This window comes from Virgibacillus carmonensis (assembly GCF_057836705.1).
The window spans coordinates 52874-68145 of record NZ_JBYQFJ010000003.1; the positions used below are offsets into that span (position 1 = coordinate 52874).

18 protein-coding genes are annotated in these 15272 nt (G+C 35.2%); 11 read left to right on the top strand and 7 right to left on the bottom strand.

Features of this window, described 5'->3' with window-relative positions; all coding sequences use genetic code 11:
* Positions 1-73 precede the first annotated feature (73 nt).
* The gene (locus AC3G7N_RS02925) at positions 74-913 is read left to right on the top strand and encodes a polysaccharide deacetylase family protein (protein ID WP_489420649.1); all 840 of its coding nucleotides are present in this window, start codon (positions 74-76) and stop codon (positions 911-913) included.
* Between the two features lie 173 nt (positions 914-1086).
* Positions 1087-1185, top strand: a complete 99-nt coding sequence (locus AC3G7N_RS02930) for a GapA-binding peptide SR1P (RefSeq protein ID WP_489420650.1) — start codon at positions 1087-1089, stop codon at positions 1183-1185.
* A 67-nt stretch (positions 1186-1252) separates the two neighbouring features.
* Here AC3G7N_RS02930 and AC3G7N_RS02935 read toward each other — a convergent pair whose 3' ends face one another.
* A complete protein-coding gene (locus AC3G7N_RS02935) occupies positions 1253-2725 on the bottom strand; it encodes an aminotransferase class I/II-fold pyridoxal phosphate-dependent enzyme (RefSeq protein WP_489420651.1) in 1473 nt (490 codons plus the stop codon).
* 155 nt (positions 2726-2880) lie between these two features.
* Between AC3G7N_RS02935 and AC3G7N_RS02940 the strand changes: the two genes are divergently transcribed.
* Positions 2881-3837: an NAD(P)H-dependent flavin oxidoreductase gene (locus AC3G7N_RS02940; RefSeq protein WP_489420652.1), complete on the top strand. Its 957-nt coding sequence runs from the start codon at positions 2881-2883 to the stop codon at positions 3835-3837.
* A 15-nt stretch (positions 3838-3852) separates the two neighbouring features.
* A complete protein-coding gene (locus AC3G7N_RS02945; RefSeq protein ID WP_489420653.1) occupies positions 3853-4101 on the top strand; it encodes a UPF0223 family protein in 249 nt (82 codons plus the stop codon).
* A 34-nt stretch (positions 4102-4135) separates the two neighbouring features.
* On the opposite strand, the gene AC3G7N_RS02950 is transcribed toward AC3G7N_RS02945, so the two are convergent.
* Entirely contained in the window at positions 4136-4768 is a 633-nt protein-coding gene (locus AC3G7N_RS02950) for a YktB family protein (protein ID WP_489420654.1), read from the bottom strand.
* Positions 4769-4973: 205 nt separating this feature from the next.
* Between AC3G7N_RS02950 and AC3G7N_RS02955 the strand changes: the two genes are divergently transcribed.
* Entirely contained in the window at positions 4974-5165 is a 192-nt protein-coding gene (locus AC3G7N_RS02955; RefSeq protein ID WP_089532742.1) for a YkzI domain-containing protein, read from the top strand.
* Between the two features lie 99 nt (positions 5166-5264).
* Positions 5265-6074 (top strand): inositol monophosphatase family protein, encoded by an 810-nt coding sequence (locus AC3G7N_RS02960; RefSeq protein WP_489420655.1) that lies wholly within the window; start codon positions 5265-5267, stop codon positions 6072-6074.
* Between the two features lie 15 nt (positions 6075-6089).
* On the opposite strand, the gene AC3G7N_RS02965 is transcribed toward AC3G7N_RS02960, so the two are convergent.
* Positions 6090-6260 (bottom strand): DUF5325 family protein, encoded by a 171-nt coding sequence (locus AC3G7N_RS02965; RefSeq protein ID WP_489420656.1) that lies wholly within the window; start codon positions 6258-6260, stop codon positions 6090-6092.
* A 171-nt stretch (positions 6261-6431) separates the two neighbouring features.
* Here AC3G7N_RS02965 and AC3G7N_RS02970 point away from each other — a divergent pair, with 171 nt between their 5' ends.
* A complete protein-coding gene (locus tag AC3G7N_RS02970; protein ID WP_489420657.1) occupies positions 6432-6740 on the top strand; it encodes a YlaH-like family protein in 309 nt (102 codons plus the stop codon).
* A gap of 34 nt (positions 6741-6774) precedes the next feature.
* On the opposite strand, the gene AC3G7N_RS02975 is transcribed toward AC3G7N_RS02970, so the two are convergent.
* Positions 6775-6978 (bottom strand): YlaI family protein, encoded by a 204-nt coding sequence (locus AC3G7N_RS02975; RefSeq protein WP_489420658.1) that lies wholly within the window; start codon positions 6976-6978, stop codon positions 6775-6777.
* Positions 6979-7114: 136 nt separating this feature from the next.
* On the opposite strand from AC3G7N_RS02975, the gene AC3G7N_RS02980 reads away from it, so the two are divergent.
* A complete protein-coding gene (locus AC3G7N_RS02980; protein WP_489420659.1) occupies positions 7115-7411 on the top strand; it encodes a YbyB family protein in 297 nt (98 codons plus the stop codon).
* A 59-nt stretch (positions 7412-7470) separates the two neighbouring features.
* On the opposite strand, the gene AC3G7N_RS02985 is transcribed toward AC3G7N_RS02980, so the two are convergent.
* The gene (locus tag AC3G7N_RS02985; protein ID WP_489420660.1) at positions 7471-8076 is read right to left on the bottom strand and encodes a YhcN/YlaJ family sporulation lipoprotein; all 606 of its coding nucleotides are present in this window, start codon (positions 8074-8076) and stop codon (positions 7471-7473) included.
* A gap of 126 nt (positions 8077-8202) precedes the next feature.
* Complete coding sequence (locus tag AC3G7N_RS02990) at positions 8203-8694, bottom strand: hypothetical protein (protein WP_489420661.1); 492 nt, start codon at positions 8692-8694, stop codon at positions 8203-8205.
* A 205-nt stretch (positions 8695-8899) separates the two neighbouring features.
* On the opposite strand from AC3G7N_RS02990, the gene AC3G7N_RS02995 reads away from it, so the two are divergent.
* The 3 genes from AC3G7N_RS02995 to pyc all read left to right on the top strand — a co-directional run bounded on the left by AC3G7N_RS02995 (position 8900) and on the right by pyc (position 14052).
* On the top strand, positions 8900-9181 hold the full coding sequence (locus AC3G7N_RS02995) for an Fpa/YlaN family protein (RefSeq protein ID WP_489420845.1): 282 nt from the start codon (positions 8900-8902) through the stop codon (positions 9179-9181).
* Positions 9182-9439: 258 nt separating this feature from the next.
* On the top strand, positions 9440-10621 hold the full coding sequence (ftsW, locus tag AC3G7N_RS03000) for a putative lipid II flippase FtsW (RefSeq protein ID WP_489420662.1): 1182 nt from the start codon (positions 9440-9442) through the stop codon (positions 10619-10621).
* Positions 10609-14052, top strand: coding sequence for a pyruvate carboxylase (gene pyc, locus AC3G7N_RS03005; RefSeq protein WP_489420663.1), 3444 nt, complete (start codon positions 10609-10611; stop codon positions 14050-14052). The genes ftsW and pyc overlap by 13 nt, the downstream gene beginning before the upstream one ends.
* 35 nt (positions 14053-14087) lie before the next feature.
* On the opposite strand, the gene AC3G7N_RS03010 is transcribed toward pyc, so the two are convergent.
* The gene (locus tag AC3G7N_RS03010; RefSeq protein ID WP_489420664.1) at positions 14088-15020 is read right to left on the bottom strand and encodes a COX15/CtaA family protein; all 933 of its coding nucleotides are present in this window, start codon (positions 15018-15020) and stop codon (positions 14088-14090) included.
* Positions 15021-15272 lie beyond the last annotated feature (252 nt).

Here is a 15272-nt window from a genome sequence, read left to right on the forward strand (position 1 = left end):
ACCTCTAGTAAATTAACGTCATTCTTCGTTATAATAGAAGTATGATATATATACATCTTAGGGGGAAACGGTATTGAAAAAAATTACTATTATCTGCTTGTTATTGCTTGTTGCTTTTATGAGTGCATGCTCGAATGGCGGGCTAGCTGTAAGTGGAGATTCAGAAAATCAGAAAGAAGAAAAAGAAAAAGACCAATTGCAGGAAGATGGAAATAAACAAGAAGAGAAAAAAGAGGAGACAGAAAAAGAAGTCGCCGCTCCTGCACCTGTAATTACAGAACCAAAATATAAAATCAACCAAAATAATTGGTTAGTTCAGCCATTGAATGAATCTATAAAGGAAAAAGTTGTATTACTTACAATTGACGATGCACCAGATAAATATGCGGTTGAAATGGCAAAAACATTAAAGGAATTAAATGCAGGCGCAATCTTTTTTGTAAATGGTCACTTTTTAGACACTCCCGAGGAGAAGGAGAACTTAAAAAAAATTCATAATATGGGTTTTATGATTGGCAACCATACATATAGTCATCCGTTTTTACCTGATTTATCAAAGGAAGAACAAAAGGAAGAGATTCTTCTGCTTAATAATTTAGTGGAGGAAATAATAGGTGAAAAGCCAGTGTTTTTCCGTGCCCCTAATGGAGCAAATACAGATTACACTAGACAGCTTGCACAAGGAGAAGGTATGACATTAATGAATTGGTCATACGGATATGATTGGAATAAGGAATACATGACCAAAGAAGCGATAACAGATATTATGGTTCATACAGATTTATTAGTTGATGGGGCAAACTTATTAATGCATGACCGGGAATGGACTTCAGAAGCGCTAAACGGTATTGTACTGGGATTGCGTGATCAAGGCTTCGAAATTGTTGATCCACATGCAATTAAAACGAAATAGCGTACCGATAAGACACTCAAAATATTGGGTGTTTTTTTATGAACAATTTTTTATATAAATTAATAGTATGTATTATAGATGAATAAGTTATACTAATTAAGGGTTGAATTTCTTAATGTGACACATTATAATAGGTATACGAAATCATAATAATCACGAAGGAGTTGGGCTGAATGGGAACTATCATTTGTCAAGGCTGTCAACAAATTATTGAGCAATTTGATGATGAAAAAGTTACAACCCTTTATGGCGCTTGTCCGACTTGTAAATAACATACTATAAAAAAAGAGTTGCATAATATAAAATGCAACTTTTTTTTAGTATTAAGAGAAAGTTACTTTATTTAAATGGCCGATGTTCTTTAATAACGTGTATGCTCTCTAAGGATTCATCTTGTAAGCCCTGTACAGGTAGACCGTTATTAATATTTTTATGAATGTATGCTATGTTTTCTTCTGTTATTATTTCTCCCGGAATGAAAATGGGTATTCCAGGTGGATATACCATGATCGATTCTGCACTAATTCTTCCAGCTGAATCTGTAAAAGAAATCACTTCAGTTTCAGCATAAAATGCATCGCGGGGGGATAGGGCAAGCAAAGGTATATCTGGAATAGATACTGTTATTTCACTTGCAGCACGATGATTCATCTTATCATTCGCTAGTTGTTTTAATGCGATTTCTAAAATTTGTACAGTTTCCATGGTATCACCTGGTGTAATAATGCAAAGAAGGTTGTACAAGTCGGATAATTCTACTTCAATTGCGTAGTTTTCCCGCAGCCAAACTTCTGCATCGTAACCAGTAATTCCTAGATCCTTTACCGATATAATTAATTTTGTTGGATCAAAGTCATATATTGCTTCACTGCCAACAATTTCTTTTCCTACACAATATAAATAGGGTATTTGATTTATGGCATGTCGAGCATGGTTTGCTAGATTTATTGCATATTCTACTAATTCGAACCCATTCGTAGCTAGTCGTTTTCTAGCAACATCTAATGAAGCCAATAAAAGATAGGATGTAGATGTCGTTGTCAGCATTGACATCACGGTTTGGACACGCTCATGTGACACCCTGTTTCCTTTCAAATTCAGCACAGAGCTTTGCGTAAGGGATCCTCCCAATTTGTGAACGCTTGTAGCAGCCAAGTCAGCACCAGCCTGCATGGATGAAAGAGGTAGTTTATCATGGAAATGAATGTGCACGCCATGAGCTTCGTCTACCAAAACTGGTACATCATACTTATGAGAGATTTCCACTATTTCTTGCAAATCAGCAACAATTCCAAAGTATGTTGGGTTAATGACTAATACCGCTTTCGCATCAGGATGAGCTTCTAATGCATGTCGGACCGCTTTGGGGGTAATACCATGGGAAATCCCCAATCTGTGATCCAGTTCTGGATGGATAAAAATAGGTGTCGATCCTGAAAAAATGATTGCTGATGTTACAGACTTATGAACATTTCTCGGTACAATTATTTTATCTCCAGGAGAACATACACTTAATACCATCGTCATAATAGCTCCACTAGTTCCTTGAACAGAAAAGAATGTATAATCTGCACCAAATGCTTCTGCGGCAAGTACATGGGCATCTTTAATCATGCCACGTGGGTGATGTAGGTCATCTAGTGGTTCAATATTAATGAGGTCTATTTTAAATGCATTCTCTCCCATGAAGTTTCGAAATGATTCTTCAACTGCTTTTCCTTGTTTGTGCCCAGGAATATGAAATTGTGTTGGATCTTTTTCTATATGATTTAATAAACCATTGAATAATGGTGTTTGTGATTGGTCATTCATCGTCAGCACTCCATATTACGTTTTAAAATATCCAACGTAGTATAGCAAATTATAGTGTAAAAATCTAGTTTACTAAGTAGCCATAATTGTTCAAATTATGCTAGCATTAAGGGTATACATACGAGTAGTTATTTACCTGAAGGGAGAAATAAACGATGAAATGGAAAACTAGAGTAACAGACTTATTAGATATTGAATATCCAATTATTCAAGGAGGACTTGCATATCTAGCATATGCTGATCTTGCAGCTGCCGTTTCAAATGCAGGGGGACTGGGGCAAATCACTGCGATGAGTTTACCGAACGAAACGAGGTTGCGCGAAGAGATTCGCAAAGTGAAGTCATTAACAGATAAACCCTATGGCGTAAATTTTGCCATCGGGCAGCATGGACGCCCATTTGAACATATGGTACAAGTGGCAATAGACGAACAGGTACCCGTTATATCAGTTACCGGTGGAAACCCTAGGGGTGTATTAGATATGGTTAAACACCACCCGATTAAAAAACTTGTACTGGTTGCCGCTAGACGCCAAGCAGAAAAGGCAGAAAAATTGGGTGCTGATGCAGTTATGGTTGTCGGACAAGAGGGTGGTGGCCATCTTGGGCGTGGTGACATTGGAACGTTTATACTTACTCCTCAGGTAGTGGAACATGTTTCTATTCCAGTTATAGCATCAGGTGGAATAGGGGATGGTAAGAGCATGATGGCAGCACTTGCGTTAGGTGCTGAAGGTGTAGAAATGGGAACAAGGTTTATTGCTACAAAAGAATGTGTGGATGCACATCCATCATATAAACAGGCTTTAATAGATGCGGATGAAAATGCTACCGTTGTTATCAAACGTTCACTTGGTACACCTGCACGGGCATTAAAAAATGCATGGACTGAACAAATACTAGATCTAGAAGCGGATCTCGCTACTTTTGAAACATTAAAGCCATATATAGGTGGAGAAGCAAACACGGATTATATTTATGATGGAAATGATGCAAAAGGATTTGGTTGGGCAGGTCAAATTGCTGCGAGAATCCATGATATTCCAACCGTTAATGAATTACTATCAGCCATGATCAAGGATGCAGAGCTAGTAAGACAAAAATGGATGTAACGAGGTGAAAATGTAATGAATTACCATTATCCATTAAATGAACTGTGGTCAAAACAAGAAATTATTGATGTCGTCCATTTTTTTAGTGTAATTGAAAAACATTATGAACAGAGAGCTGATGACAACGAAATTTTAGGCGCGTACAAACGTTTCAAAGAAATCGTTCCATCTAAAAGCGAAGAAAAAACCTATTTCAGAGAATTTGAAACTGCTTCTGGCTATAAAGTTTTCCCCGTTATTAAACAGGCAAAAGAAGTAAGATGAAAAATAAGATGGTTGGTGAAAAGTACCAACCATCTTATTTAATTATAGCTTCAGACATCGATAATTTGTAAATGGGTGTTAATGTTTCAAACGTATTTTTAACTTCATTTAAAAAGGCCTTTCCATCCTTGAGTAGGGCATCATCTGCTCGGAAGTGTCTACCAATTAGAAATTCTGCTTTTTTAACGTTACGAAAACGTTCCAGTGACTTTTTTAGATCTAAATCTTTTAGAGTGGTAGCATCTTTTTTCATATGGTCAAGCGAAACTACATAATTAGTTGGAATCGTTTTTTCTATATCATTAATGTGATTCAAAAATGATTCAGCCATTTCTTTTTTATTTGGAAGCTCGTAGATATATGCTAGCCAAACAAATAAATGATCATCAAACAAGCCAATCTGAAAATGGGGATGTTGTTTATATCCCCGCTTGTTATGACAAAAAGCCATCCATGTATCGTTAGGCGGATTAACGGTTCGTCTAGCATGTTGTGCGATATGCAAATTCATGTCATGTCCTGTCAGAGTGGACAAATCATCCATCAATGCATCACCAATTGTTTGGAACTTTGGTTGGATGCGTTCTCTTATTGCTTCCATTCTGTTATCTAATCCATTAATCGTAAATGTTTGAAAGTCTTTCTTAGCAAATCCTCTAAATGCCATGAAGTAGTCCCCTTTTTTCGTTCGTAAGTTATTTATAATAGTTATTATTAAGGAAAAAACACATGTAGTCAAGAAAGATACTTTGTATACATAGGTTTACGAACATAGCTATAAGGGAATAAATTTTACAATAATAGTAAAATTTATTAACCAATTTTTGCTGGATATCATATATATAATAAAAGCATCTGAAAGGATGAGAAAAATGAAATATGTTATGGAAGCACTGAGGCGGAAAGAAGCGCAAGAAAAGATACCTGTAATCCGAATGGAAATTGACTATGAACTTGTATCGTTATTTGATGCATTACAAGCAAATGATAAGGTAGAGATAATAAAAGCAAAAGAGCGATTAGAACAACTAAGAATCCAGCTCAATTCAATTGAAAATGAATAATTTATATCCTTAAACTGACCACATCTTAAGTCGCTATACTTGGTGGTTGGTTTTTTAATTTGGTAAGATAGGTAGAGATTAAAAGTTGGAGGATTAGTAATGACTGAATTAAATCGTAATGAAATTTTTAATAATACAAAACAATGGATCCTTGAAGCAGGTAAAATTATTCGGGGAAAAATAAATGACCCATTAATCGTGGACACGAAATCGAACGCAAATGATCTTGTAACAACAATGGATAAAGAAACCGAGAAATTTTTTGTGAATAAAATTAAAACAGAATATCCGCACCATTTATTACTGAGTGAAGAGGGGTTTGGTGATGATGTTAAATCACTAGATGGCACGGTTTGGATTATTGATCCAATTGATGGAACGATGAATTTTGTGCAACAAAAAAGAAATTTTGCAATATCGATTGGGATTTATCAAGACGGGATAGGAGAAGTTGGCTTTATTTATAATGTAATGGATGATGTATTATATAGTGCTATAAAAGGAAAAGGCGCCTATAAGAATGAAGCAAAAATACCTAATTTAGAGCCACATATTGATATTGATAAAGCAATGATTGGCTTAAATCACTTTTGGCTCTGTGAAAATCGACTTGTTGATGAAAAAGTGATGCAACAATTAGTTCGTACAATAAGAGGGACACGTACATACGGTTCAGCTGCTTTGGAATTTGCCTATGTTGCAGAAGGAATTATTGATGGTTATTTAACCATGAGATTATCTCCGTGGGATATTGCTGCAGGAATGATTATTGTTAATGAAGTCGGTGGTGTAACAACAAATGTGATTGGTGAGGATGTCAATATGGTTGATACTAATTCGATTCTTGTTTGTAATCCTTCTATTCAGGAAACGATTATTAAAGACTATATAGTAAAAGGAAAAAAGTGACTCCAAGTTAAGAAGTCACTTTCTTTTTCGTTTTAATGTTAGACCAAACCCCATAATTGCAAAGCCAAGTAATATAAAGAATAATATCAACCAAATATTTCGAAGTGCAATTCCTATTCCAACTGAGAAAAAAGCCAAAATTACTAGAAAAGCTAAAAGCAACATGGGATAATTTATTTTATTCATGATTTCACCTCAAATTTAAATACATCAAACAGTATATATCATTCCCTTTATTTATTCAAAACGTTCATCTTGCATGCGAACACATGTTCTAACTAGCGAGGTAGACAAAGATTTAGTATTATAGGTAAAGAGCTTAATTGCTGTACATATTAATAACAACGGGGGATACAAATGGATTCGAACAATAGTGCAATTTTTGAATTTATCTTATCGCAATATGGCACGGATCATATATTTACAATACTATATGTGCTGAACCTCATTTTTGGTTCAATCGCATTTAAATTGGGCTTTGCAAGGCAGTTACCATTATTGAAAACCATTTTTGTATATATTATGCTTGCAGTTGGAACGTATATATTAACGATTTTTAGTATTTTTGGACTGCCAATAACGGAAAGTTTAATTATTATATCGATTGTACTAGGGATATACCGGTTGCGATTACATCAAGAAAGAAAAAGAAAACAAGACGTGTAATAAAAATACCCACTCGAAGTTGAGTGGGTATTTTTCATATTAGATCTTCCTTTTGTTTTTGCTTTCTGTACAACCGAAAATTTCCAGAGGCATGTCTTTCTTTAGTCTTTTCATCAATTCGTTTATAGCATGGTTGACATAAATACATATGAATTCGACGATTCCTCAATCGTTTAGCTTGAAGAGATTGGTCATCGATAGATTCTATGTGATCACAGATTACACATTTAACTTGCATAGTTTCACCTCAAATTAGGCTCTTTAATATAATTATAACATAGGAAACAATTGGATTGAAGATGCAATTATTGTATGTTTTAGAAAAAAATAAGTGGGGAACATATAAATAAATAACGAAGCGAAAGGGCGATTAGATGAAAAAAAGATATTTACTTTCGGGTGTAGGTGCTGTTGGAGCAAGTGTTGCAGGATTTGTTTTAAAGGATAAAGAAAAACGCGACAAGATAAAAACAACAGTGAAAAATACTACATCAAAAATTAAAGATATGAATAAAGAAACAACATTAGATGATGCTGGTATTCCAGACCAGGTTGAAAATAACGACCGTTCACAGCTTGAAAATTCTAAAATGGTCTCAGAAGGGTCTCAATTCGGTGTCAATTACTACAATGAAGTCAAGGAAGAGAAAAACAAAACAACTACAAGTTAAAAAAGTTTCCTGATTATTTTACGATAATCAGGAAACTTTTTTTCTTACTAATAACTAATTTATTCGTTATTTTGATGATTTGATTGATCTTCCTCGATATCATCTAGTTTCTTCTCATCTTTTTTTGGTAAAACCTTTTTGTTTTGATCTGGTTCTTTTGGTTGGTTTTCATTAATAGGAAAATCTGGCATGTATCTACCAACAATTGCAGATAATTCATCTACTACACCGTGTGTTGGATAACCTTGTTGCATTTTATTTCTCATCTGCCGTAATCTTTCTGTAATATCACCATCAGCAACAACAACAGCTGTTTTTCCATATGGATCATGTTGCAGGGCTTCTAATACGGTGAATTTGATGGTTCCTACCCTAGAACGATCTAAGTCCTTATCCACATCAATACCAACAACTGCATAAGGTCCAGCAACAACTGCTGAAGCATCATTAACATTACCAACATCAGCAGCAAGGGAAGCCAAGTGATCAGCAATTTCTTTATTACTTAATGATTGTTTTTTGGTGGGGTCTGAATCCTCTACTTGGATAAAACGATCATTCGTTTTTTCGTCAGACATGGATATATCTTCATTATCAGATTGACATCCACTAATAATAAAACAAGTGATTACAATACATATTCCTGAACGAATGCCTAGTTTCATTTGTCGTGCCTCCTTTTCTTTTGATTAAAAAGAAATGTACTATGTTTATATTTTGTTTTTGGTTGATAAATTATACAAAAAAGCTGTTGCTTGATTAGCAACAGCTTTATGGAAGCATTACACTATTTAGTTAATCACAATTTTTTTAATGGACTTTATTGGATTGTCCTTGTTTGAACCATCTTTATGGTAGAGGTGAACTGGCCCATCATCTTTTATAGGCTTTCCATCAACCGCAAATAACAAATAGGAATTGTTTAATTCTTCTAATGATATGGTAACATCTTTACCAACCTCTACAATTAATGTAGCAGTTTTTGCATCGTTCTTTGCTTCTGCATGCTCTACAAACGTTGCTATTGGCATGACATATGTACCTTCTAAAATCTTTTTACCTTCAAGTTTAGAAATACTTTTATTTATTGGAGGATTTATGTTTTGTTGATATACTGCTCGGTTCCAGCGTTTAGATGCATTTTCTAATTCATTATCCTCCTCAGGTTCATCTGAAACATTATCAAATGCTTTTTCAAATTCTATTTTGCGGTCATCAAAAATCCAGACGGTAGGATCTAATGTAATGGAGTAAGTAATATTACCTGTAATTGGTACAATCATATATATATTTCCACCTTTCAACTCGTGTATAAAAAATAATAGCTTAAATTAATTTTTCACGGTATTCATTTTATCATAAACACTTTAAATATGCTTATGTATATGCTAAATGAAATGGATAGTTTTATTAATTTTATTTGCAATTTATCGTTTTGAACGATAATATAAACTATAAGATAGTCTTTTAATTGGAGGGATTCAATTGATTCCTGAAGTGACCGTAAATCATCGTGAAAAAGCGCATGCCCTGCTTAAGGCAGACGCTGATAAAATTTTAAAGCTTATCGAGGTACAAATCGATAATTTAACTATGCCACAATGTCCTTTATATGAAGAGGTGCTAGATACTCAGATGTTTGGTCTTTCAAGAGAGATTGATTTTGCAGTGCGCTTGGATTTAATCAGTGAAGATGAAGGGAAATCACTTCTTGAAAATCTAGAGAGGCAGCTAAATATATTGCATGAAGCAGCACAGAACTCAGTTTAACAAAATATTGTTACGTTGTTTTGTGTATGTATCTGATAGCTTAGCAAAACTTTGCCGACATAAATTGGGCAAGGTTTTTTTAATATAAATTTAATATAAAATTGAGGGAAATTACATGATACAATTAGAAAGTATGGGGAAGCAATTCGACAAAAAAAGATTTCAGAAAAATAAATTACATTATTAAATTTAATGTGTTATACTACTGGAAATCTCTATTTCGTCATTGCTTAATTACATAAAATAGGGAGAAGTACGATGATACAAAAATTAAAAGAATACGATTTTACACTTATTATTACGCCCATACTTTTATCGGGTTTTGGTATTGTTATGATCTACAGTGCCAGTATGGTAATAGCTGTTATGGATGGATTTGAAAGTACGCACTACTTTTTTAAGCAAATACAATGGTTTGTTCTTAGTATGATCGGTTTTATTATTTGTAGTGTATTTCCATATCGATACTACCAAAAATTGATGAAGATAATTATTTTAGTTGTTCTGTTGTTATTAATTGGTGTATTAATCATTGGTAAGGAAGTAAACAATGCCAAGTCCTGGTTCGATTTTGGACCTGTCAGTTTGCAACCTGCAGAATTTGCAAAGATTGGATTGATTATGTATTTGGCAAGTATTTATTCAAAAAAACAATCATACATAAATGATTTTAAAACAGGTGTAGTACCACCATTAATTATGACAGGAATTATCTTGGGTTTAATTTTTTTGCAGCCTGATATTGGTACAGCTGCAATCATTTTCTTAATTGCGTGTTCCGTAATTTTTAGTTCTGGTATTAAATTTCGACATTTGTCTATTCTTATTTTACTCGGGTTAATTATAATTGCTTTGGCAATACCTCAAATGGTAACAGATGAACGACTTGCCAGGTTTACTGGCGCATATCAACCTTTTGAAACCCCAAATACTGATGGGTATCATTTAATACAGTCGTATTTAGCAATTGGAGTAGGTGGAATTACAGGGGAAGGCTTAGGACAAAGTGTACAAAAACTTGGTTATTTGCTTGAACCCCATACTGATTTTATTATGGCGGTTATCGCTGAAGAGCTTGGATTTATTGGTGTAATTATCGTGATAGGTATGTTAGCAATAATTGTGTTACGGGGGATTTTTATCGCACGGAAATGTGAGGATAGTTTCGGAGCGTTACTGGCAATTGGAATTTCATCGATGGTAGGTGTACAAGCATTTATTAATCTTGGTGCGATTAGTGGACTCTTACCAATCACTGGTGTCCCATTACCATTCATCAGTTATGGAGGATCATCGCTTTTGGTGATGATGTCTTCCATGGGTATATTAAATAACATTGCAAAATCAGTTAAGGAAAAGGATCAAGAACCAGTTAAGGTTAATCAAGATACTAATAGAGATCAGACATTCAATAGAGGAGGAAGTTCATGGTCAAGTTAAAACCAATACAAAAAGTTTTAGTAGCAAATAGAGGCGAAATTGCAATTCGAGTTTTTCGGGCCTGTACGGAATTAGATATACGAACTGTTGCCATATATTCAAAAGAAGATTCAGGTTCTTTCCATCGTTATAAGGCAGATGAAGCATATATAATTGGTGAAGAAAAAAAACCAATTGAAGCATATTTAGATATTGAAGGAATAATTGAAGTTGCAAAAAATGTTGGGGTGGATGCCATACATCCCGGATATGGGTTTTTATCAGAAAACATTCATTTCGCTAAACGCTGTGAGGAAGAAGGATTAGTCTTTATTGGCCCAACCAGTGAACATTTAAACATGTTTGGAGATAAGGTTAAGGCTAGATCACAAGCCATAAATGCAGGGTTACCAGTTATCCCTGGTACTGATGGTCCTGTATCAACGCTTGACGAGGTGAAAGCTTTTGGTGAAAAAGCTGGTTATCCAATCATAATTAAGGCGTCTCTTGGCGGTGGTGGTCGAGGAATGCGCATTGTTCGTAGTGAAAGCGGTCTTTCAGAAGCGTATGACCGAGCAAAATCAGAGGCAAAAGCAGCATTCGGAAATGATGAGGTATACGTAGAGAAGTTAATTGAAAACCCGAAACATATTGAAGTTCAAATTATTGGTGATAGTAATGGAAACATTGTTCACTTATTTGAACGGGATTGTTCCGTTCAAAGGCGTCACCAAAAAGTAGTAGAGGTTGCTCCAAGTGTATCGCTACCGGATGCATTACGTTTAGAAATATGTGATGCGGCAGTTAAATTAATGAAGAACATCCATTACGTAAATGCGGGAACTGTTGAATTTTTGGTTACGGACAATGAATTTTACTTTATTGAAGTGAATCCACGAGTGCAAGTTGAACATACAATCACAGAGCTAATAACAGGTATTGATATTGTTCAGACACAAATTAAAGTTGCAGAGGGCATGGATATTCACGATCAATCCATTGGAATTCCTGCTCAAACAGATATAAAAACAAATGGATATGCTATTCAATCACGGGTAACAACAGAAGATCCATTAAATAACTTTATGCCAGATACTGGAAAAATCATGGCCTACAGAACTGGTGGGGGATTTGGTGTTCGTTTAGACGCTGGTAATGGATTTCAAGGTGCAGAGATTTCTCCACATTATGATTCTTTGTTAGTAAAGGTATCTACTTGGGCATTAACTTTTGATCAAGCAGCTAACAAAATGGTTCGTAATTTAAAAGAGTTCCGAATTCGTGGTATTAAAACCAATATTCCATTTTTAGAAAATGTGATCCGCCACGCTAATTTTATTTCTGGCGAATATAGTACAACGTTTATCGATCATACTCCAGAATTATTTGTTTTTCCAAAACGAAAAGACCGTGGAACTAAAATGCTTTCATATATTGGTCATACCACTGTTAATGGGTTTGAAGGTCTAAGTAAAAAGAAAAAACCATCATTTATAACACCACCAATACCAAAGGTGGATCGATTACAAGATATACCACATGGTACAAAGCAAATCTTGGATGAAAAAGGGCCTGAAGGACTTGCTTCATGGCTTCTTGATCAGAGAGAAGTTTTATTTACAGATACTACATTCCGGGATGCGCATCAATCATTACTTGCGACACGTGTTCGTACCAAGGATATACTGCAAATAGCAGAGCCTACTGCACGCTTGTTACCAGAGTTATTTTCTGTTGAAATGTGGGGAGGAGCGACGTTTGATGTTGCTTATCGATTTTTAAAAGAAGACCCATGGGAACGGTTATTGAAATTACGGGAAAAAATGCCAAATGTGTTGTTCCAAATGCTTCTTAGGTCCAGTAATGCAGTTGGATATAAAAACTATCCAGATAATGTGATTAAAGAGTTTGTTGAAAAAAGTGCATCAGCGGGAATAGATGTTTTCAGAATCTTTGATAGTCTGAACTGGGTGGAAGGTATGAAGTTAGCTATACAATCCGTTCGCGAAACAAATAAAATTGCTGAAGCTTCCATGTGTTATACGGGGGATATTCTAGATAAAGGCCGCACGAAATATGATCTTGACTACTATAAAAATTTAGCAAAAGAATTGGAACAGGCAGGTGCACATATTCTTGGAATTAAAGATATGGCTGGTTTATTAAAACCTGAAGCAGCGTATCAATTAATCTCCACGTTAAAGGAATCACTTACAATTCCTATCCATTTGCATACACATGATACAAGTGGAAATGGTAATTATATGTACGCACGAGCGATCGAAGCAGGGGTTGATGTTGTCGATGTAGCTAACGGACCAATGGCGGGACTTACTTCGCAACCAGGTGCACAAACACTTTATCATGCCTTAGAGGGGAACAAAAGGCAGCCTAAAATCAATGTAGGTTCGTATGAAAAACTATCCTACTACTGGGAAGAAATTCGTGGGTATTATCAGGACTTCGAAAGTGGTATGAAATCTCCGCACACGGAAATATATAACCATGAAATGCCAGGTGGACAATATAGTAACTTGAAGCAACAGGCAAAAGCTGTTGGGCTCGAAGAACGTTGGAATGAAGTTAAAACAATGTTTCATAATGTAAACTTAATGTTTGGTGACATAATCAAGGTTACACCTTCCTCAAAGGTTGTTGGAGATATGACTTTATTTATGGTCCAAAATAATTTATCTGAAGATGATATTTATGAACGCGGAGAATCGATTGACTTTCCTGACTCTGTTATTGAATTTGCGCAAGGTTATATAGGACAGCCATACCAAGGGTTTCCTAAGGAACTTCAACGAATTATACTTAAAGGAAAAAAAGCTATAAAAGTTCGCCCTGGTGAACTTTTAGAACCGGTCGATTTTGTATCATTAAAAGAATCATTATTTAAAACATTAGATCGACAAGTAACAAGTTTCGATATGATATCTTACGCGCTATATCCAAAGGTATTCATGGATTATCATCGTTTTTATGAAAAATACGGGGATATGTCCGTACTTGATACACCAACATTTTTATACGGAATGAAATTAGGCGAACAAATAGAGGTAGAGATTGAACAGGGGAAAACACTTATTGTAAAATTACTTTCCGTATCAGAGCCTCACGCTGATGGAACCCGTGTTATCTATTTCGAGCTTAATGGACAGTCGCGTGAAGTAGTTGTTAAGGATGAGAATGTAAAGTCACAACTTGTTACGAAACAGCAGGCAGACAAAGGGAATGCAAAACACATAGGCGCTACCATGCCTGGTACAGTGCTCAACATAATCAGTGGAAAAGGCGATAAAGTGAAAAAAGGTGATTACCTTCTCATTACTGAAGCAATGAAAATGGAAACAACTGTCCAAGCTCCATTTGATGGCGTAATCAAAGCAATTCACGTTAGTAATGGGGAAGCTATAAAAGTGGATGACTTATTAATAGAATTTGAATAGATCTCAAAAAAAGTAGTAGAAATCATTGATTTCTACTACTTTTTTGTGTTATTTATTTTTTCGTATTTTGCACTTCTGTTTGATAGTAAAATGAAATAGCTTAACATGGCGAAGTAACAAGAAATAACAAAGGCATGCATAAGTGCAATTCCCAGATTCAACAGTGTGAAAATAATCATTGCCCCAAAAAATACCTGTAGGGTAATAAGTCCCGCAGTTACAGTCCAACCCCATACCATAATTTTATTGTGGGGGTAATTTTTCACCATTTTTATAAATAGAACTATGGTCCAGATAAATAACAAACCAGCAGCTAGTCTATGCCCCATGTGCACCCATTGGTCAAACCGGAAAGAGGAAATCTGAAGTGGTGCACCATTTGTGCAAAACGGCCAATCCCCACACACGAGACTCGCCTCTACGTGTCTGACCAGTGCGCCAGTATAGACTACAATTAGTGTATAGATCGTAATAGCGTATATTTCAATGCGATGTTTCTTTTTAATAAGAAGTGAACTGGCGTCAAACTTTTTATCAATTTCAAACACAAGTAATGTTAACAGGAACACGGAAGCAAAAGAGATTAATGAGATTCCAAAGTGCGCAGCCAAAACAAATTCGGATTGCCCCCATTTAACGGCAGCTGCGCCAATTAACGCTTGCACTAACAAGAAAAAGATAGACATGAAAGATAAAAATTTCACTTCACGAATATGGCCTATTTTTCTCCATGATAATACAGATAATGCAAGAACAATAAAACCAACACCACCAGTTACAAGACGATGGCTAAGCTCAATTAGAAGTTCGGGTGTAATATTTGTCGGAAGAAATTGCCCCTCACATAATGGCCAACTGGAACCACACCCAGCGCCAGATTCCGTTTTGGTTACAAGTGCACCACCAATTAATACAAAAAACATGCCTATCGTGGCAAGTACAGATAGCCATTTTAACAATTTGATCATATAAATGCCTCACTTTTTCTTCTTTATATATCCTATATAATAATACTTCTTGAATGAACAAAGCAATTAAAATCGACGTAAAAAGCCATTCTTCCACATAATTGTCATATTATCACGTTTTATAGTTGTTTTCATTTTAAAAAAATAAAAAACGCTTGCATTGTTAACGGTTGTTTGCTAGAAATAGTGTAGGGGATATTTTGTTAAGTAAACCATTATAAAGCCCAGTTTAATGGGGATACTTTAAGGTGT